At 57.9% G+C, this 19831-nt stretch carries 19 protein-coding genes and 2 tRNA genes; 11 read left to right on the plus strand and 10 right to left on the minus strand.

Annotation, left to right across the window (positions count from 1 at the left end):
• Positions 1-11 precede the first annotated feature (11 nt).
• From MWU49_RS00900 to MWU49_RS00910, 3 genes are all read left to right on the plus strand, one after another.
• Complete coding sequence (locus MWU49_RS00900) at positions 12-857, plus strand: DUF692 domain-containing protein (RefSeq protein ID WP_246966991.1); 846 nt, start codon at positions 12-14, stop codon at positions 855-857.
• Positions 854-1621, plus strand: coding sequence for a putative DNA-binding domain-containing protein (locus tag MWU49_RS00905; protein ID WP_246966993.1), 768 nt, complete (start codon positions 854-856; stop codon positions 1619-1621). Before MWU49_RS00900 ends, MWU49_RS00905 begins: the two co-directional genes overlap by 4 nt.
• A gap of 147 nt (positions 1622-1768) precedes the next feature.
• A complete protein-coding gene (locus MWU49_RS00910) occupies positions 1769-2542 on the plus strand; it encodes a VacJ family lipoprotein (protein ID WP_246966996.1) in 774 nt (257 codons plus the stop codon).
• Between the two features lie 145 nt (positions 2543-2687).
• Here MWU49_RS00910 and MWU49_RS00915 read toward each other — a convergent pair whose 3' ends face one another.
• The 3 genes from MWU49_RS00915 to dusA all read right to left on the minus strand — a co-directional run bounded on the left by MWU49_RS00915 (position 2688) and on the right by dusA (position 5367).
• Entirely contained in the window at positions 2688-3131 is a 444-nt protein-coding gene (locus MWU49_RS00915) for a TerB family tellurite resistance protein (protein ID WP_246966998.1), read from the minus strand.
• A 9-nt stretch (positions 3132-3140) separates the two neighbouring features.
• Positions 3141-4100, minus strand: coding sequence for a transaldolase (locus MWU49_RS00920; protein WP_246967000.1), 960 nt, complete (start codon positions 4098-4100; stop codon positions 3141-3143).
• Positions 4101-4374: 274 nt separating this feature from the next.
• Positions 4375-5367: a tRNA dihydrouridine(20/20a) synthase DusA gene (dusA, locus tag MWU49_RS00925; protein WP_246967001.1), complete on the minus strand. Its 993-nt coding sequence runs from the start codon at positions 5365-5367 to the stop codon at positions 4375-4377.
• Positions 5368-5531: 164 nt separating this feature from the next.
• Here dusA and MWU49_RS00930 point away from each other — a divergent pair, with 164 nt between their 5' ends.
• From MWU49_RS00930 to MWU49_RS00940, 3 genes are all read left to right on the plus strand, one after another.
• On the plus strand, positions 5532-7013 hold the full coding sequence (locus MWU49_RS00930; RefSeq protein ID WP_246967002.1) for a SulP family inorganic anion transporter: 1482 nt from the start codon (positions 5532-5534) through the stop codon (positions 7011-7013).
• Positions 7014-7029: 16 nt separating this feature from the next.
• Positions 7030-7869 (plus strand): universal stress protein, encoded by an 840-nt coding sequence (locus MWU49_RS00935; protein WP_246967003.1) that lies wholly within the window; start codon positions 7030-7032, stop codon positions 7867-7869.
• A 257-nt stretch (positions 7870-8126) separates the two neighbouring features.
• Positions 8127-9512, plus strand: coding sequence for a GGDEF domain-containing protein (locus MWU49_RS00940; protein ID WP_246967004.1), 1386 nt, complete (start codon positions 8127-8129; stop codon positions 9510-9512).
• 107 nt (positions 9513-9619) lie between these two features.
• Here MWU49_RS00940 and MWU49_RS00945 read toward each other — a convergent pair whose 3' ends face one another.
• Complete coding sequence (locus tag MWU49_RS00945) at positions 9620-10168, minus strand: DUF4399 domain-containing protein (protein ID WP_246967005.1); 549 nt, start codon at positions 10166-10168, stop codon at positions 9620-9622.
• 169 nt (positions 10169-10337) lie between these two features.
• Here MWU49_RS00945 and gltX point away from each other — a divergent pair, with 169 nt between their 5' ends.
• From gltX to MWU49_RS00960, 3 genes are all read left to right on the plus strand, one after another.
• Positions 10338-11822: a glutamate--tRNA ligase gene (gene gltX / locus MWU49_RS00950; protein WP_246967006.1), complete on the plus strand. Its 1485-nt coding sequence runs from the start codon at positions 10338-10340 to the stop codon at positions 11820-11822.
• 263 nt (positions 11823-12085) lie between these two features.
• A tRNA-Ala gene (locus MWU49_RS00955) sits at positions 12086-12161 on the plus strand.
• A gap of 5 nt (positions 12162-12166) precedes the next feature.
• Positions 12167-12242: transfer RNA gene (locus tag MWU49_RS00960), tRNA-Glu, on the plus strand.
• 408 nt (positions 12243-12650) lie between these two features.
• On the opposite strand, the gene MWU49_RS00965 is transcribed toward MWU49_RS00960, so the two are convergent.
• From MWU49_RS00965 to gltA, 6 genes are all read right to left on the minus strand, one after another.
• Positions 12651-13424, minus strand: coding sequence for a TIGR01458 family HAD-type hydrolase (locus tag MWU49_RS00965; protein WP_246967007.1), 774 nt, complete (start codon positions 13422-13424; stop codon positions 12651-12653).
• A 43-nt stretch (positions 13425-13467) separates the two neighbouring features.
• Positions 13468-14172, minus strand: coding sequence for an RES family NAD+ phosphorylase (locus tag MWU49_RS00970; protein ID WP_246967009.1), 705 nt, complete (start codon positions 14170-14172; stop codon positions 13468-13470).
• A complete protein-coding gene (locus MWU49_RS00975) occupies positions 14163-14570 on the minus strand; it encodes an MbcA/ParS/Xre antitoxin family protein (RefSeq protein ID WP_246967011.1) in 408 nt (135 codons plus the stop codon). The genes MWU49_RS00970 and MWU49_RS00975 overlap by 10 nt, the downstream gene beginning before the upstream one ends.
• 266 nt (positions 14571-14836) lie before the next feature.
• Entirely contained in the window at positions 14837-15718 is an 882-nt protein-coding gene (locus MWU49_RS00980; protein WP_246967013.1) for an NAD(P)-dependent oxidoreductase, read from the minus strand.
• Positions 15715-16803 carry an SMP-30/gluconolactonase/LRE family protein gene (locus MWU49_RS00985; RefSeq protein WP_246967015.1) on the minus strand — a complete coding sequence of 363 codons (1089 nt, stop codon included), beginning with the start codon at positions 16801-16803 and terminating at the stop codon, positions 15715-15717. Before MWU49_RS00985 ends, MWU49_RS00980 begins: the two co-directional genes overlap by 4 nt.
• A gap of 526 nt (positions 16804-17329) precedes the next feature.
• The gene (gene gltA / locus MWU49_RS00990; RefSeq protein ID WP_246967017.1) at positions 17330-18613 is read right to left on the minus strand and encodes a citrate synthase; all 1284 of its coding nucleotides are present in this window, start codon (positions 18611-18613) and stop codon (positions 17330-17332) included.
• Positions 18614-19090: 477 nt separating this feature from the next.
• Between gltA and sdhC the strand changes: the two genes are divergently transcribed.
• Complete coding sequence (sdhC, locus tag MWU49_RS00995; protein ID WP_035229153.1) at positions 19091-19465, plus strand: succinate dehydrogenase, cytochrome b556 subunit; 375 nt, start codon at positions 19091-19093, stop codon at positions 19463-19465.
• Positions 19459-19830 carry a succinate dehydrogenase, hydrophobic membrane anchor protein gene (gene sdhD / locus MWU49_RS01000; RefSeq protein WP_246967019.1) on the plus strand — a complete coding sequence of 124 codons (372 nt, stop codon included), beginning with the start codon at positions 19459-19461 and terminating at the stop codon, positions 19828-19830. Before sdhC ends, sdhD begins: the two co-directional genes overlap by 7 nt.
• Position 19831 lies beyond the last annotated feature (1 nt).

Here is a 19831-nt window from a genome sequence, read left to right on the forward strand (position 1 = left end):
GCCAGCTTGTCATGAATCACAAGACACCAGTGTCCGGTGTGGGCCTGGGTCTGCGGCGGGCCCTCATGGGTCCGCTTTCCCACGCCAAATCACCCCCCTTTGATTTCATGGAAGTGGCTCCGGAAAACTGGATTCCCATGGGCGGACGCCTGGGCAAGGAATTCAGGAAGTTCACTGAGCGATTTCCTTTTGTGACCCATGGATTGAGCCTGTCTCTTGGCGGTCCGGAACCTCTGGACTTCGAGCTGCTGGCGTCCATCAAGACCTTTCTCCGTGAGCACGATATTCGTCGATACACTGAGCACCTCAGTTACTGTAGTGATCATGGCCATCTCTATGACCTGATGCCGATTCCTTTCACGGAAGAGGCGGTGCACTACGTGGCAGACCGGGTGCGCCAGGTGCAGGACTTTCTTGAGCAGCCCATTGGCATTGAGCATGTGAGCTACTATGCCGCGCCGGGATCTGAAATGTCCGAACTCCAGTTCGTCAATGCGGTGCTGGAAGAGGCCGATTGCGAGCTGTTGCTGGATGTGAACAACGCCTACGTAAACAGTATCAATCACGGTTATGACCCCAAGGCATTCATCAGCGGCCTGCCGGGTGAGCGCATTTGCTATGTGCACATCGCCGGGCACTTCGATGAAGCGGAGGATCTGAAAGTTGACACCCATGGTGCGGCGGTTATCGATCCTGTCTGGGAGTTGTTGCAGCATGCCTACAGTGAGTTTGGCGTTTTGCCTACCTTGCTGGAACGGGACTTCAACTTTCCGGGTGAAGATGAACTCTTTGCAGAGCTCAGAGAGATTGGCCGTTACCAGCAACTGCAGACGTCCCGGGAGCGCCAACTGGGATGAGTGACGCCGACTTCCAGCGCCTGCAACGTGCTTTTGCCGGTCATCTGCGAAACCCCGCTACCCATTCTGCCCCTGAGGGTATTGAAGAGCGGCGGCTGGAAATTTATCGCAATCTGTTTTTCAACAACGTAAACGGCTTTATCGAGCAGGGTTTTCCGGTTCTTTTTTCGCTGTTGGACGCCGAGCGCTGGCAGCGATTGGTACGGGGATTCTTCGAGCATCATGCCTGCCAGAGCCCCTATTTTCTGGAAATTCCCCAGGAGTTTGTCAGTTATCTGGCCACGGGGCAGGGCACGGAAGAGGGGGATCCACCTTTCCTGCTGGAGCTTGCTCATTATGAGTGGATGGAATTGGTGCTGGATGCCTCCACCGAGTGCTTTCCGGAAGCGGGTTTCCATCCTGAAGGCGACTTGCTGCGTGCCATCCCGCAACTCAGCCCGTTGCATACGGTACTGTCCTATCACTATCCCGTGCATGAGATCTGTGCGGATTTCCAGCCTGATGCCCCGTTGCCGCAGCCGGTCTGGCTGCTGGTCTATCGTAACCGTGAAGACCAGGTGCGCTTTATGGAGATCAATGCGCCCACGGCAAGGTTGCTGCAACTGATTGACAATAATCCGTTGCTGACTGGTGCAGAGGTTGTGAGCCTGCTGGCCGGTGAAATGCAGTTTGACGAAGAAAAGCTGGCCGAATTTTCCCGTGGCATTCTGCAGCAACTGCGCGAGCGGGATATTCTTATCGGGACAACGCTGAAAAGTTGTTAAGCCGGAAGTGTGTTTCGGGGAATGTGTATAACCTGTCGCAGTTGCGTAACCCGGTGGCGGCTGCCCTGTTCCCGACGCGGGCGGCATGGCTATAATGCGTCGTTCAAATCTACGCCGGAGGGTAGGCCTCCGGTCACCGGGGTGTTTGTGCGCTACCTGTTTCTGACATTGCTGCTGAGCTTGCCGCTGCCGATCCTTGCGGAAGAAGAGGACGACTGGGGTGAGGCGACCACGGCCTTTGATGCTCCAGCCGGAGAAGACCAGTACGCGGATCCCTGGGAAGGGATCAACCGCAAGGTCTTTGCCTTCAACGAAACATTGGACAAGTACGGTCTCAAGCCCGTGGCGCAGGGCTATCGCAAGGTTACCCCGCAATGGATGGATGACACCGTCACCCGCTTCTATGAGAACCTGCGTGATTTCCGCAGCGGCCTGAACAGTATCCTGCAATGGCGCTGGAATCATGTGGGGCAGAACTGGGGGCGTTTCGCAGTCAACAGCACCCTTGGCATTGGCGGCCTGTTTGATGTGGCCACAAAGGTGAACCTGCGCAAGCACAATACCGACCTGGGACTCACCTTCGCCCGCTGGGGTATTCCGGAAGGCCCGTACATGGTGTTGCCGTTCTGGGGGCCTTCCACAGGGCGTGACGCCGCGGCGATTCTGCCCGAGGACTACATGCGTCTGCGTCACTATATAGAGCATGACCTGACCCGGCACAGCTTCACTGCAACCTATATTGTGGATCTGCGGGCAGACCTGCTGGATCTCGAGCGAAACATCGTCGGCGACCGCTACACCTTCCTGCGCAACGCCTACCTGCAACGCCGCCGCTTCGAAACCGGCGACATGCCGTCCCTGCGCTTCCCGGATATCGAGTCGCGGGACAGTGAGTTGGAGCAGGAGTATGAGGACTGGTGAGGCAGTTAACAGTTAACAGTGAATAGTGAACAGCTGCGCGAGCAGCGCTTTTCTTGATTTGTAAGCAATGAGGCCGCGCCCAACTCTTGGACGCGGCCTCATACGTTTAAAAGCCTGAATGCGCTAACAGCGCACTGTTAACTATTCACTGTTCACTGTTAACTGCTTTCATCTTTGCCCTTATATAGTCCCCATGCGAGACATAAAGCAGGTCGCTGACGCGGCGGATCAGGTGTTCTTCGTGGTGGTCGGCGTGGCCGTCGGCGGCGGCCATGGTCCACATGTCTTCGATCAGTTTGACGCGGGTTTCCGGGTCCCAGTGTTCGCGTAATGGGGCGGTGAACTCGAACAGGTCGGTGGCCCGGTGGACCCGGCTTTCCAGCTCGCCGAGGATATCCTGCATCTCAGCCGGGTCCAGGTGCCAGCGGTTCTGTACGGTGTCGATCAGATGTCGGGATTCCTCCTTGTCCACTTCTCCGTCCGTGCGCGCCACTTCCAGCAGCAGTGCTGCAGCGGCGCGATGCAGATCGTGCTGCGAGGTTTCGGGGGTGTGGTTGTCAGTTCCGAACAGTTTTGTCAGCCAGCGCAAATCAGATCCTTATTTCAACAGTGATTCCAGGGCCAACTGATCCTGTGCAAAGCGGCGAATGCCGTCTGCCAAAAGATCGCAGGCCATGGGGTCGTCATTCATTTCCCAGCGGAACAGGGCCTCAGTTACCGGTTGCCAGTTATCATCCGGGGTGACCAGTTCCGGATCCAGTATTCGGGTAAGACTGCCATCCCGGCCGGCAAGTTCCTCCAGCAGGGCTGGGCTGATGGTGAGCTTGTCACAGCCAGCCAGGGCTTCGATCTGGTCGGCGTTGCGGAAGCTGGCGCCCATGACGATGGTGTCGAGCCCGCGAGCCTTGAAGGTGTTAAAGATGTCGCGCACGGAGAGTACCCCCGGGTCGTCATCCGGATGGTTGATCTCCATGCCATTCTTGCGGTGCCAGTCGTAAATGCGGCCGACAAACGGGGAGATCAGCGTAGCCCCGGCTTCTGCCGCTGCCAGTGCCTGGGCCTGGTTGAATACCAGGGTGACATTACAGCGGGTGCCTTCTTCTTCCAGAATCTGGGCGGCACGGATGCCTTCCCAGGTGGCGGCAATCTTGATCAGGATACGTGACGGGTCGACTTCCAGCTCGCGGTAGATGCTGATCAGTCGGCGTGCCTTTTCCACCGTGGCGCGGGTATCAAAAGACAGCCGCGCATCGACTTCGGTAGAAACCAGCCCGGGTACCCGCTCCAGAATGGCCTGGCCAGCCAGGCAGGCACTGGTATCGGTGAGCCAGTCCAATTCACCGGCGTGCCCCAGTGCTGCGCTCAACTCCACGGCCTTGTCCAGCAGCTCCCGGTAACGTTCATCCCGCGCCGCGGCCAGCAGCAGGGAGGGGTTGGTGGTGGCATCTTCCGGGGCCAACGCGGCGATCATGTCGAGATCGCCAGTATCGGCGACAAGGGATGTCCATTGGGCAAGCTGTTCGCGTTTGTTCACGGTTTCCGTTCCTTGTGTTGTCATGGAGCGCACGTTACTGGCTCGGCATGACAGAATGCTGACTCGTAGTGCCACGAAAGGCGCTGAGTTCAAAGTTTAAAGTTCAAAGTTGAAAAGCGCGGTATAGATCAATGCAAGATTTGAACCGACGGTGCTGCGCTTCAGGGGCCGGGCAGCGCGGAGGTGGAGCGCCGATATCCAGCCAGGCCTTGGCCTCGCGTTTCAACTTTGAACTTTAAACTTTCAACTGATTCCCGCGCATGACGATCTGTACAGCGCGGTAGTCGATGCCTACAGGCTAAGGCAGTTGCGCCAGAGCGTCCATCAGCACTTGTGGTGTCGTGTCTGGCTTGTGCATGTTCTCGCTGAGATGGCGGCGGAACTTGCGGGCGCCGGGTTCACCCTGGAACAGGTTAAGAATGTGGCGAAGGGCATGTTTCGGGGCATGGCCCAGGGCGTAGCGGTGTTCCACGTAAGGCAGGAACTGCTCGGCGATCGCTCTGCGGTTGGGGACAGGGCGGTCATCGCCGAACACCACCCGGTCGGCATCGGCGAGGAAATAGGGGTTCTGATAGGCCTCGCGACCGATCATTACGCCGTCCACTTCGCCCATGTGGTCGTGAACTTCCTGAAGGGTCTTTACGCCGCCGTTGAGGATGATTTCCAGGTGCGGGAAAGCCTGCTTGATGGCATAGGCACGCTGGTAGATCAGCGGCGGGATTTCCCGGTTTTCCTTGGGCGACAGACCGGACAGGATGGCCTTGCGGGCATGAATGGTCAGGCTGGTGCAGCCGGCCTGTTCCATGCGCTCGACAAAGCGGAGCAGAAAATCGTAGTCGTCCTGGTCATCAATGCCGATACGGGTCTTCACGGTGACAGGCACTGATACCGCTGCCTGCATGGCTTCCACACAGCTCCCCACCAGCTCGGGTTCTGCCATGAGAATGGCGCCGATCTTGCCCTGCTGAACCCGGTCAGACGGGCAACCCACGTTCAGATTGATCTCGTCATAACCATACTGCTCGCTGATGCGGGCCGCTTCTGCCAGTTGCTGTGGATCGCTGCCGCCCAGCTGCAGGGCCACCGGGTGTTCTTCATCATTGAAAGAGAGAAATCGGTCCCTATCGCCATGAACAATGGCCTGGGCCACCACCATTTCGGTGTAGAGCAGGGTATGGCGGGTGATCAGGCGTGCCAGAAAGCGGTAATCCCGGGTGGTCCAGTCCATCATCGGCGCGACGCTGAGGCGTCGGTCGAGGGGCGGGGCAGAGACGGTCTGGCTGGCTGACATGGGGCTTTGACGGGCTGAAAACGGGGCCGCATTGTCGCATGTTGTGCCCGCGGGGCGTAGCCCCTCCGACCACTTGCCTGTCTCAGAGGGGGCGAATCTGCTAGACTCCGCGCCCTTTCCCGGCCCGCCAAGGGCCGACATCACCAGTATTACAGGGTTTGACCATGCTTCGTACTATTCAGCAGGAATGGTTCAGCAATCTTCGTGGTGATCTGCTGGCCGGCACCGTGGTGGCGTTGGCACTGATTCCTGAAGCGATTGCGTTCTCCATCATCGCCGGGGTAGATCCGAAAGTCGGGCTGTACGCCTCTTTCTGTATTGCTGCGGTATCCGCTTTTGCGGGTGGTCGACCGGGCATGATTTCCGCCGCTACCGGTGCCATGGCGCTGGTCATGGTGACGCTGGTGAAGGATCACGGCTTGCAGTATCTGCTGGCCGCCACGGTGCTGACCGGCTGTTTCCAGATCATCGCGGGCTTTCTCAAGCTCGGCGGGCTGATGCGTTTCGTGTCCCGGTCGGTGGTGACCGGTTTCGTGAATGCCCTGGCGATACTGATTTTCATGGCCCAGTTGCCGGAACTGTACGGCGTGACCTGGCACGTTTACGCCATGGTGGCCGCCGGACTGGCGATCATCTATCTGCTCCCGCTGCTGACGACGGCGGTACCGTCGCCGCTGATCTGCATCATTGTGATCACCGGCGTGGCCATGTTCCTGGGGCTTGATGTGCCCACTGTCGGGGACAAGGGCGAACTGCCTGACAGCCTGCCGGTATTCCTGTTGCCGGATATCCCGCTGAATATGGAAACCCTGCAGATTATCCTGCCGTACTCCCTGGCTCTGGCAGTGGTGGGTCTGCTGGAATCCATGATGACCGCCACCATTGTCGATGACATGACCGATACCGAGAGCGACAAGAACCGTGAGTGCAAGGGGCAGGGCCTTGCCAACATCTTCTCCGGCTTCTTTGGTGGCATGGCGGGCTGTGCCATGATTGGCCAGTCGGTGATCAACGTGAAATCCGGCGGTCGCAAGCGCCTTTCTACCCTGTTTGCCGGCTGTTTCCTGCTGGTACTGGTGGTGTTCCTGGGCAAGTGGGTGTCGCAGATTCCCATGGCGGCACTGGTAGCCGTCATGATCATGGTGTCCATCGGGACTTTCAGCTGGGAATCCATTACCAATATGGCCAAACATCCGGCCAGCAGTACTGTGGTGATGCTGGCCACCGTCACCGCCACGGTGGCGACCCATAACCTGGCGATCGGTGTGGGCATCGGTGTGATCCTCAGCGCCTTGTTCTATGCCAACAAGGTGGGCCGGATCTTCTATGTGAAAGCCACCGAGAGTGAACAGGATGGTCACCGGGTCTATGAAGTGGTGGGCCAGGTGTTCTTTACCTCCGCCGAGCAGTTCGTCTCTTCCTTTGATTTCAAGGAAGCCATTGATAAGGTCAGCATTGATGTGCACCGCGCCCATTTCTGGGATATCACCGCCATCGGCGCGCTGGACAAGGTAGTGATCAAGTTCCGTCGTGAAGGCACCGAGGTGGATATCATTGGCTTGAATGAAGCCAGCGCCACACTGGTGGACAAATTCGGCGTGCATGACAAGCCTGCCGAAGTCGAAAAACTGATGGGTGGCCACTGAGCCAGGGAGAGCAGCAATGACCAACGTTATCGCCTGTATTGATGGTTCTGCGGCGACCACCTCCATCTGTGACTATGCAGCCTGGTCTGCCCAGCGGCTGGATGCACCGCTGACCCTGCTGCATGTGCTGGATCATTCCCGCTATCCGGTGGCTGCCGATTTCAGTGGTCACCTTTCCATGGGTGGCCGTGAGCATCTGATGGAGGAACTGGCGGAACTGGACTCGCAGCGCAACCGGGTGGCGCTGGAGCAGGGCAAGCTGATGCTGGAAGCGGCCCGTGAGCGAGTCATCGCCGATGGCATCGCGGATCCGAAGGAACGGCAACGTCATGGCGATCTGGTGGATTCGCTCACCGGCCTTGAAGACGAAATGCGGCTGCTGGTGATCGGCAAGCAGGGCGAGGAACACGACGGCATTGGTGCCCAGCTGGGTGACAATGTGGAGCGGGTGATTCGTGCCGTGCATCGCCCGATTCTGGTGGCGGTGGGTGAGTTCAAGGCGCCTGAGACCATCATGCTGGCCTATGACGGCAGTGACACCACTCGAAAGGGGGTCAGCATGTTGGCCGACAGCCCGCTGTTCAAGGGGCTGGATTGTCACCTGGTCTCAGTGGGCACCCGTGAAGTGGATCTGGGATGGGCAGCCGACAAGCTGAAAGCGGCCGGGCATCAGGTACAAACAGCTGTTCTCGATGGTGAGGTCGAGCCTGCACTGCACAAGTATCAGCAATCCGAGAATGTGGATATGGTCGTCATGGGCGCCTATGGCCACTCCCGTATCCGGGAATTCTTTGTGGGCAGCACCACCAACAAGATGATCCGTGAGGCACGTGTGCCGCATCTGCTTCTGCGCTGATTGGTATTTTTCCCCTCTCGCTTGGTGACGCCCCCGCGTCACTGAGCCTCAAAGCCCATACTCCTTGCCAGGTACATCGGCCGGTTCGGTCCGACCTTTCATCAGCGGATGAGTGGAACGTGTCGCAATTGTGTGACATGCATCACAAAACAGGGTTCTAATGACTTTGTTATGGGTGGCCTGCATTCCGGCTTGATTCAGTAAGCCGCCCAGTAACTGTGATTACCTTACCGATCGGCTTGACTCTGTGACTTCACATGGACAGTGAACAGTTAAAAAAAGCGGAAGAAGAAGCCGCCGAGAAACCCTGGATCTTGCCTGACCTGGTGCAGTCTTTGGCCGTTCCGTTGGCTTTCGGTGCCGCGGCGATAGCGCTTTATGTACTTGCCGGGTATGCCCTTGGCCACGAGCTCATGTACCGGCCAGGGGGCGGTGCTGCCACTCATCCCCTGACGGCCTCCACACTCTTGCTGATCGCCTCAGGCATCATCGCGCTCAGGATAAAACCGACGGGTATCAGGCTCTCTTTCCTTTTTTTGTTGGCGGCTGCGGCGCTGCTTGTTGGCTATGTGTCGGATCAAGTGGCCAGCACCTCTTTCTCCCCCTTTATTACTCCTTTTCATGACATCGTTGTGGAGGAGGTGCGGCTGCACAAGTCGAACAGTATGGGCTGGAACTCAACCCTGATGTTGTTGCTGGGTGTGATTGCGGTCTTGCTGCGCCGATGTCAGAAATGGAATGCCGCGCAGATCGTGGCCTTCATTGCAACGGCGATCCCCACTACGGCCATTACCGGTTATGCCTATGGTCTGGATGACTTTTACGGTGAAATGTCGATCTACACGGCCCTTGGAGGGTTGTTGTTGTGTGTGGCTGTGCTTGCCCTGACTGCGCAACGTGGGCCAGTGAGAGCGATCCTCAGTCCCTATTACGGGGGCAGGATATCTCGTATCCAGATGCTGTTTGCCTCTCTGCTGCCTGGCTTGCTGGGCTATGCAATGATTCTGTTCTGGCATGCGGAAAATGCGGTGGCTGTCGGCGCCTTCGTGATCGCCATTACCTGGTTCAGTTTCATCATGGTGAGCATCTCGGCGGTATATCTGGATATATCCGAGCGTTCAAGGCGAGAGAGTGAGCGGCTTCTGGTGCAGGCTGCCATGCACGATCAACTGACCGGTTTGCCCAACCGGCGGCGCTTCTTTCAGTTTGGTGAATACGAAATTGCCAGGGGTGAGCGCACCGGCAAGGCGCTGTGGTTATTGATGCTCGATCTGGATTCGTTCAAGAAGGTGAACGATACCGCGGGTCATGATATGGGAGACAAGGTGCTTTCTGCAGTAGCCCATGCCATGGAAGATTCTGTTCGATCCGTTGACCTTGCCTGTCGTCTTGGGGGCGAGGAGTTTGCCGTATTACTGGTCGATTCCACTCGTGAAGGTGCAAGTCGTGTAGCGGAAAAGATCCGTGAAAAGGTCGCGTCCACCGGGGTGCCTGGCTGGACGGATTTGCACGGACCTATCACGGTGTCCATCGGGGGCTGTGAGGTCAACGAACTGGGCTCGCTGGATTGGGCCATCAAGGCTGCGGACAAGTTGCTCTATGAGGCAAAGGGACACGGCAAAAACCGGGTGGTGATTGGCTGAATGGAGGCCGAACGCCTGACGTTAACCCGGGATGGACCTAAAAAGGCGGAGCGGTCTGGGCCACTCCGCCTTGGTTAGCACCGGTCAGACGCAAGGCGGCTGAGTGTTTATTCCACGGTGATGGTGATGGTCTCGGACATCACCGGCGGCTCGTGGGGGATGTGGCGGTAGTCACCCAGAATCAGTTGCAGGGTGTGCTCGCCAGGCTCCAGTTCCAGTGTGGTTGAGGTCTGGCCTTTGCCAAAGTGGACCACGTTATCGTTAGCCGGCAGCGGCATGCTCATATCGGGTGCTTCCGCCAGATCAATCAGGATGTGGTGGTGACCACTGTTTTCCTGCTCAGTGCCCGCCGGCACCACGTCCATGCCTTCCAGACCGAACTCTACTGTCACAGGGCCGCTAACGGTCGCTCCATCTGCCGGGCTGACGAAGAATACCTTGGCACCTTCCGGAGCCGGGGAGCGAGGAATCTCTACCGCAGCGGTTTCTTCCCCGCTGGTATCCATGCTCGCCATGTCATGGCTGGCTTCTTCTGCTGCCGGAGCGGCGGTTTCTGCTTCACTGGCCATGGGCTCCTGGTTGTCGGAGCAGGCCTGCAGCAGGGTAGTGCTGGCGACCAGGGCGACGAGGAGGGAACGCTGAAATGGAATGCGCATGCTTGTTTCCTTTGCTTGGTTATTGCCGATAAAGCGCGGCTGCAACCGTGCAGCCACAACGTAATAATCCTGAAACAGCCCAACAATAGCAGAACAGACGGGCCCGGCGTCTACATGGCGCACGTTTTGACAGGTATAATCCGCGCCAGTTTGCACTTATGGAGTCAGCATGACTGTTCGCACCCGCGTCGCACCGTCCCCCACTGGTGATCCCCATGTAGGCACCGCCTACATTGCCCTGTTCAATCGCTGCTTTGCCCACCAGCATGGTGGCCAGTTCATTCTGCGTATCGAAGACACCGACCAGACCCGCTCCACCAGCGAGTCCGAGCAGATGATTCTGGACTCCCTCAAGTGGCTGGGGCTGAGCTGGGATGAAGGTCCGGACGTAGGTGGTCCCCATGGTCCGTATCGTCAGAGCGAACGCAAGCACATGTACCGGGAGTACGCTGAAGCGCTGATCGAGAAGGGGCACGCCTTCAAGTGCTACCGTACCAGCGAAGAGCTGGATGTGTTGCGCGCCGAGCTGAAAGAGAACGGCGAGAATCGCGCGCTCAAGCCGCAGGATCTGGAGCTGCCGGCAGACGAGCAGGCACAACGGCAAGCCGATGGCGCCCCCTACGTGATCCGCATGCGGGTACCGTTTGATGGCCGATGCGAAATCCAGGACATGCTGCGGGGCACGGTAGAACTGGACTGGGCGCTGGTAGATGCGCAGATCCTGCTCAAATCCGACGGTATGCCCACCTACCATCTGGCCAACATCGTTGATGATCACCTGATGGAGATCACTCACGTAATTCGCGGTGAGGAATGGTTGAATTCCGCGCCCAAGCACAAGCTGTTGTATGAATACTTCGGCTGGGACATGCCGGTGCTGTGCCACATGCCGCTGCTACGCAACCCGGACAAATCCAAGCTGAGCAAGCGCAAGAACCCCACCAGCATCCTGTTCTATCAACGCATGGGCTATCTGCCGGAAGCGCTGGTGAATTACCTGGGCCGTATGGGTTGGTCCATGCCGGATGAAAGCGAGAAGTTCAGCCTGGAGCAGATGCAGGCCGCTTTCGATATCCAGCGTGTGTCACTTGGTGGACCGGTGTTCGACGTGGAAAAACTCAGCTGGCTGAACGGCCAGTGGCTGCGCGAACAGAGCGACGAACAGTTCCTGGATTCCCTGCTCAACTGGGCCTACAACCGCGATTACGCCATGAAGATCATTCCCCATCTGCGTCAGCGGGTGGAGACCCTGTCGGAAGTGGCGGACAAGGCCGCGTTCTGTTTCAACGGCATGCCGGCAATCACCCCGGCCAGCTTTGAGCACAAGCAATACGGCAACGAGGATATGGTGGTCTGGTTGCAGTATCTGCTGTGGACCTATGAAGCCCGCAGCGACTGGAACCGGGATGGCCTGTTTGCGGACGCCAAGGCGATTGCTGACGCTCTGGAAGTGAAGATCAAGGATTTCCTGCTGCCGGTGTTCATCGCCATTGCCGGCACCAGTGCCAGCTTCTCGGTGGTGGATTCCATGGAAATCATCGGCTCCGACGTCAGCCGCGCCCGTATCCGCCATGCCATCGAGGTGCTGGGCGGGGTGTCCAAGAAGCAGATGAAGAAGCTGGAAAAAGCCTACCGGGATCTGCCGGTGGGCTGAGTGGCGCCTCGATGACGGAGTTCCGAGTTGCGAGAAGCGAGTTTCGAAGGGCAAAACAGAAAACCCGAGCAAGACCAAAGGTTTTCGTAACTCGAAACTCGTCACTCGCCACTGCTTTTGTCCAGTTTTTCAGCAACTTGCCCAGAATGTAGGCAAACAGACTTCATTCTGAAAAAAACCGTCAGTTGGCGCTTGACAGGTTGGGGGTGGCCGGTAGAATACGCCGCACCAACTGAGACGGACATTGTCTCACTGGTGACTCTGGGGCTATAGCTCAGCTGGGAGAGCGCAACACTGGCAGTGTTGAGGTCAGCGGTTCGATCCCGCTTAGCTCCACCAAACACGTCCCCTTCGTCTAGTGGCCCAGGACACCGCCCTTTCACGGCGGTAACAGGGGTTCGACTCCCCTAGGGGACGCCACATAAAGAAGCCTCACTCGAAAGAGTGGGGCTTTTTTATTGGCCGCTCGGCGGCTGCAGCACGCTTCACGCAACAGGCCAAGATCAAAAGCGGTTTTACCATAGGGCGCACCGAGAAGGAGATCTTCCGCTCACTGAGCTCTGTGACCTTTGTGGTAAACCCGTCTTTTGGGTTGCGGGGTTTGATGTGGGAGTCTGCTTGCAGACGAAGGGGTTGGCATTCGCTTGCAAGCAAGCTCCCACAGTGGGGCAGGGGCTTGCTGGAATTTCCTCAGTGAACTCCGTGACCTCTGTGGTAAACCCGTCTTTTGGTTTCGGGGTTTGATGTGGTAGTCTGCTTGCGGACGAAGGGGTTGGGGCATTCGCTTCCAGGCCTCCCACAAGGGGCGGCCGCATCCAGCCCCCGTCCCTACAGGGTGTCCGAGAGCTTTTTTGCCAGTGCGAGGATGTCAGTCTCCATGCTGAAATCGCCTTCAATACTGTCTTCATCTCCCTCCCGATATTTACCGGTCTGTACCAGGCAGGCCTGCATGCCGGCGTTGAGGGCGCCTTCCACGTCGCCGTGAATATCGTCACCCACCATCAGTGTTTGCTCTGCCTGGCTGCCGAGGCTGTCCAGCACCTGTGCGAAGAAGGTCCTTGAGGGTTTGCCGGTGATAATGGCGGTCTGACCGCTGGCATATTCCAGGGCTTTGACGAAGGGACCGGCGTCCAGATGCAGGCCGTCATCCAGCTGGTAATAGCGATTCAGGCCAATAGCGATCAGGGGGGCGCCGACGTGGAGTAGCCTGAAGGCTTTGTCCAGGTGCTGGTAATCGAATTTCCTGCCAGCATCGCCGACCAGTACCGCATTGGCATGCCGTCCCTCCAGGTCGGCAAATTCCTGTTTGAGATTGGGGTGTATCAGGCAATAGGGCTGCAGTTGCTGTTGAGACAGATAGTCGTGTGCGGCCCGGGGCGCGGTAAACAGTTCTGCGGGCTCGATATCCAGCTCAAGACTCTCGAGATCCTTGAGAATCTGATGGCGATTGCGTTGCGAGGTGTTGGTGGCAAAGCGCAATGGCAGCCCGGTAGCGCGCAGCATGGCTAATGCCTGCCGGGCGCCGGGCAGGGCCTGGGGCCCTTGATAGAGTACTCCGGCCAGATCCAGACAGAGGGCGCTGACCGTCCGTGATGCAGACATGTTGGCCTCCATGGAGATATCCAGAATAGGCCTGTTGTCGGGATCAGCTCAAGCGGCGGATGGTCAGGGTGTGGGCGATGCGTTCACCATCCCAGACGTATTCATAATGGCGGGTGGGGATCACCGAGTGAATGACAGCGGGACTGAACAGGGCATAACAGTGCTGACCGGGGGCGCGCACGGATTCATAGTGCAGCCCGCTTGGCTTTTGCTGCTGAAGTTGGACGCCCAGTTCGCGGGCATAGCTGTAATCGTTGCCATCGTGCCAGTGGGGATGTTCTGACGCAGGGGTGATGTCGACCAGTTCTGCGCTGAACAGGGTCTGCAATCCGCACATCACAATGCGGTCGTATTTGAGGCCTTCCACGCTCTGAAAGTATCGCTGCTGATGGTAACGGGTCTCTGCAATGGCGGTGCTGATGTGATCGGCGCAGTAATAAACCCCAAAATCACCATTGGAAAATCGCGACCCTGCGGGATTGACGTGCACAAAGGGCCCAAGGGCATAGTTGCAACCGGGAATCCCCCAGGGGCGTTCTTCCTTTGCGACCCGGTTCAACTGGCCGACCTCCTGCTGCAGGCGCGGGTTGGTGAGGGCCTGTACGGCAAACAGGGCGTCAAAGTCGGCCTGGTCTGCCACATCGTCGAAGATATGGATGGGGGGATATTTGCTGTTGACCAGCCGGTAGGCCGTTTGCTCGTGGAACTCAAGACGGGGCAGGGTATCGATGTGGTGTTTTAGCCCCATTGCCCGCCCCGCAGGGTGTCCAGCTGTCGATGGACTTCGTAGAGTCCTGCCACGGTGCCGCCAGTCATCACGTCCATCGGAGTGGCGCCATTGAAGAAGGGGTTGTGGTTGGCCATCCGCACAAAGCCATAGACGTTTTCACGGTTGCCAAACAGGGTGCGCAGGGCCTGGTGAATATTGAGCAGGTAGCTGAGGCGTTCCAGCAAATCCTGACTGACCCGGGCGCTGTCTGGTTGAGCCTGGTATTTGTGCAGGGTGGAGCGGCCGACACCGAGAAGCGACATCTTTTCCTTTTCACTGCAATTCCAGTGGGTCAGTAGATTGAGCACCGCACGCAGGGCCGCATGACGGGCTTCGTCATTCACTGCAGCTGGGGTGTTCCTGTCGACGTTATGCATGGGGCTTCCCATTTGGCTTTCCATTATTTTGGGCGATTTATGTGTAAATGTCCACATATAGACATGTGGGCAGATAAGGGCCGCGACCAGACTGGCTGTGGAGTCGTGCACAAAAAGGAGGCGTTCGTGTCTGACCAAAGACGTGCAGGAAAGGTGGCTGCCCGGGATTGGGGCGGGTTTTGCGGTTGGTGGGTGACAGGATGCGCGTTGCGACAGTCAGAATTGGCCAGTCGGTGTGACCGTCGAAACGCGACTCTTTCCAGTGGTTAGCGGGTGTTATTCTTGAGGCGGCGTAATAGCGAGGAGGTGTCCCAGCGGCCACCTTCCATGGCCTGAATCTCCTTATAGAATTCGTTCACTTGCTCGGTTACGGGTAGAGGGGTGCCGTTACGTTGTGCCTCTTCGAGGCAGATATCCAGGTCCTTGCGCATCCAGTCCACGGCAAAGCCATGCTCGAACTGGTCGGCCAGCATGGTCTGGTGGCGGTGAATCATCTGCCAGGAGGATGCCGCCCCCTGGCTAATGGTCTCGAACACCTTTTCTGCTTCAAGGCCAGCGTTCTGGGCGAAGGCGACGCCCTCGGCCAGGGCCTCCACCAGCCCGGCCACGCAGATCTGGTTGACCATCTTGGTGAGCTGGCCGCTGCCGACCGGGCCCATGAGATTGCAGGCTTTGGCGTAGTGATCAAGGATCGGGCTTGCCTGCTCGAATATGGCGGGTTCGCCACCGCACATGATGGACAGTTGGCCGTTTTCTGCGCCTTGCTGGCCGCCGGAGACGGGGGCATCAATGAAATGTGCCTGGCGTTCCCGGCAGACCTGATCCAGCTCGCGGGCCATGGCCGCACTGGCGGTGGTGTGGTCGATCAGAATGGCGCCGGGAGCAAGGCTCTGGATAACGCCTTCCGGTCCCAGGGTCACCTGGCGCAGATCGTCGTCATTGCCCACGCAGAGGCAGACAATGTCAGCGCCACGGGCGGCCTCCGCCGGGGTGGCTGCAATGGCGCTGCCGTATTCCTGCTGCCATGATTTGGCTCTTTCCGGACTTCGGTTGTAGGCGGTCACGGTCAGACCGGCTCTGACCAGATGGCCGGCCATGGGATAGCCCATGGTGCCCAGGCCAACAAATGCGACGGATGGGCTGCTCATGGGCTGCTGGCTCCTTCGCTGTGGTCATCCAGAGAGTAGGCGGCGAAGTAGGGCAGAATCAGGCTGCCCAGGTACAGGGTGTTGCCATGCTGCTCAACACTGGTGATGGGGGCGAAACTGTCCTTCGAGGTGGCCTGCAGATTGTGGGTCACCTCACCCTGTTCGTTGAGGCCCATGACAAAGGCATGGTGCTCGGGCTGGGGCTGCAGGAAGCCCGGCAGGCGAAACGCGACCTTGCGTAGCAGGGGCTTGTCGGACATGGCATCGAGCATGGCATTGCGACGGGTGAACATGGCCACCCAGAAGGTGCCGTCACCATTGGCGGAAACGCCGTCGGGAATGCCCGGCAGGTTATCAAAGAACACATCGTGGCTGCCTGCCTTGTCGCCCTTGAGCCAGTAACGAAGAATGCGATAGCTGCCGGTTTCATTGACCAGCACAAAGTCCTCTTTTTGGGACAGGGCGACGCCATTGGCGAACTGCAAGCCGTCCAGTAGCAGTTCCGCCTGACCTTTGGCGGGATCGTAGCGAATCAGGCGGCCATGACCGCCGTGCTCCATGACATCATCCCGGGCCATCATGGCGGGACCATATTTGCTGGAGGCATCGGTGAAATACAGTACGCCATTACTGTCCGCATCCACGTCATCGGTAAAGCCGTAATCAATACCGTCCAGTGAAGTACTGAGCGTGGTGATGGCGCCGCTGGGGGCAATGCTAAGCAGTCCCTTGTAGCCGTCTGCCACGATCAGGTTGCCAGCAGGATCAAAATCCAGGCCCAGCGGACGGCCTTCGGTGTTGGCGATCAGATCGGGTTCGGCACCGTCCGGGTTGAAGCGCACGATGCGGCCATCCACGTAGCCCACATAGAGATTGCCGTTGCTGTCGATGGCCACATCTTCCGGCCCGAAACCTTCATCCACGCCCAGGCGCTCGGCGCTACCCAGTGCTTCATTGATGGCATAGCGGCCTTCAAGGGCCGGGGCCTTGGGTGCATTCCAGGCCACCGGCTCAATTGGCACCGGCCAGAACAGCAGGTAGCCGACAATGGCAGCCAGAATAAGCAGCGCGATGATTTTTTTCATGACATCCGGGTCCTTTACAAGCGAAAGGGGGATGCTTGCATGAGGGGGAGGCGTTGGCAAACTCTGGCGAGCTACGAGCTACGAGCTACGAGCTACGAGCTACGAGCTACAAGCTAAAAGCTAAAAGCTAAAAGCTAAAAGCTAAAAGCTAAAAGCTAAAAGCTAAAAGCTGAAGATAAGGCCTAACAGATTTCTTTAGCTGCTGTAGGAGCTTGCCTGCAAGCGATCCGAGCCTAAGCGAGGTATGGATTCCAGAAACGCTGTTTGAGCTGTGGGAGGGAGACATTCACCTGCAGGGCAGCCGCCAAAAAGGTTCATCGCAAAATGGTGGGAAACAGGTGCAGACCAGGATTGGCCGAAGCTGATTTTCGATCTTGATGTGGGAACGTAGCGTAGCGAAGTGGCGCACGGAGTGCGGTTCTCTGGCTTTTGCGTGAAGCGTGGTGCGTGAAGCGTGTTGCAGCCGCAGAGCGGCCCCAAAAAAAACCGCCCGAAGGCGGTTTTTTTACTGGCGATAACGAAACGCTTACTTGCGCTCGTTGACCGGAACGAACGGACGCTCGGCTTCGCCGGTGTACAGCTGGCGCGGACGGCCAATCTTGTACGGGTTGGAGATCATTTCGTTCCAGTGCGCAATCCAGCCCACGGTGCGGGACAGGGCAAAGATTACGGTGAACATGGAAGTCGGGATCCCGATCGCTTTCAGGATAATGCCGGAGTAGAAATCCACGTTCGGGAACAGCTTCTTCTCTTTGAAGTAGGGGTCGCTCAGGGCGATCTCTTCCAGCTTCATGGCCAGTTCCAGCTGCGGATCGTTTACACCCAGCTCTGCCAGTACTTCGTGGCAGGACTCGCGCATCACGGTGGCGCGCGGATCGTAGTTCTTGTAAACGCGGTGACCGAAGCCCATCAGTTTGAACGGATCGTTCTTGTCCTTGGCCTTGGCGATGTAGGCATCGATGTTATCCAGGGAGCCGATCTCGTCCAGCATGTTCAGTACGGCTTCGTTGGCGCCGCCGTGAGCCGGGCCCCACAGGGCGGAGATGCCAGCAGCGATACAGGCGAACGGGTTGGCACCGGAGGAGCCAGCCAGACGCACGGTAGAAGTGGAAGCGTTCTGCTCGTGGTCCGCGTGCAGGATGAAGATGCGATCCATGGCCTTGGCCAGGGTCGGGCTGATCTTGGACTCTTCACAGGGGTTGCCGAACATCATGTGCAGGAAGTTTTCTGCGTAACCCAGGTCGTTGCGCGGGTACATGAAGGGCTGGCCCAGGGCGTACTTGTAGCACATGGCCGCGATGGTGGGCATCTTGGCGATCAGGCGGTACGCGGTGATTTCGCGGTGCTGCGGGTTATTGATGTCCAGGGAGTCGTGGTAGAAGGCAGACAGGGCGCCAACCACACCACACATGATGGCCATCGGGTGCGCATCGCGACGGAAACCGTTGAAGAAATTACGGATCTGCTCGTGAACCATGGTGTGATTCTTCACGGTGCTCACGAAGTGATCTTTTTGCTCGGCGGTAGGCAGTTCGCCGTAGAGCAGGGCGTAACACACTTCCAGATAATCGGATTTGCCTGCCAGCTCCTCGATGGAGTAGCCCCGATGCAGCAGCTTGCCCACTTCACCGTCGATAAAGGTGATCTTGGATTCGCAGGAAGCGGTGGAGGTAAAGCCGGGGTCGAAGGTAAAGACGCCGTTGGCTACCAGTTTGGACACGTCGATTACGTCGCGGCCCAGGGTCGGGGTATAGATGGGAAGGTCTAGATCCTTGCCGTCTACATTAAGAGTGGCTTTCTTCTCGGTCATGGGAATCTCTCCATTGGCGGACAGGGAACGTTCCTCTGGAAGTCTCAGCGCGACTCCGTAGGGCAGGAAGGTCCTCCAAAGCGCGGTGGAAGGTAAAGTTTTGACACACCTTTGTCAACGCGCAGGCGGGAACTGACGAGTCAGACTTTTGTAGGGTAAACAGCGTGTTACACACATGAGACAATGTTGCGCCAGCTTGGTGCGCAGGAAATATTAACGCTCCTTTGATGTGCAGCATTATAAAACAAGGCGTTAGGTAAACGGTTGCGTACATAAATGGTGCGCACCGTTTGTTTTGCGCAAGTTGCGGCGATATACTGCCGCCCGTCAGAACGCCTGGTGGCATTCTGATGGAAGGGCCCACCCCGGCCCAGGCAGCTTGTTGAGATCAGAGTCTGCGTTTTTGATCTCAGCGATCCTGCCAAGTTCCCGACAACCGCCCTGTTTAATATGGGGCCCGGCTATAAGTAGGCTACCGTGAACGACAAGCGACCCGTTAACCTCGATCTGAGCACGATCAAGTTCCCGGTCACGGCTATAGCATCTATCACCCACCGTGTAACCGGCGTTGCCATTTTCCTGGCCCTGCCGATTCTGCTGTGGATGCTGGATCGCTCCCTGGCGTCTCCCGAGAGCTTTGCGGACCTGAAAGAACTGATGACCTCCCCGCTGGTGAAGCTGGTGGTATGGGCCATTCTGGCTGTATTGCTGTATCACCTGGTGGCAGGCATCCGCCACCTTATTATGGACACCGGCGTTGGTGAAACCCTGGAAGGCGGCCGTCGTGGCGCCAAACTGGTCTTCATCATCTCTGCGGTACTGATTCTGCTGGTAGGAGGTTGGATATGGTAACCCCTGTAACGAGTCTGGGCCGGAACGGTCTGTACGACTGGCTCATTCAGCGTGTTTCCGCTGTCATTATTGGCGTATACCTGATCTTCATGCTGGGCTATCTGATGACCGCTGGTGATCTGGACTTCGCTAGCTGGAAGGCCTTCATGGGCTCCATCTGCATGCAGATTGCCAACACCCTGTTGGTAATTGCTGTTGCCGCACATACCTGGGTAGGCCTGTGGGGCGTAACCACTGACTACCTGACCAGTCTGACCTTTGGTAAAGCCGCTACCGGCGTGCGACTGATTGCCCAGGTGGCTATCGCTCTGGCACTGGTGGTTTACCTGTTGTGGGGTCTGGTTCTGATCTGGGGAGGGGCGTAAT

This window comes from Alcanivorax sp. S6407, assembly GCF_023016115.1.
GTDB lineage: Bacteria > Pseudomonadota > Gammaproteobacteria > Pseudomonadales > Alcanivoracaceae > Alcanivorax.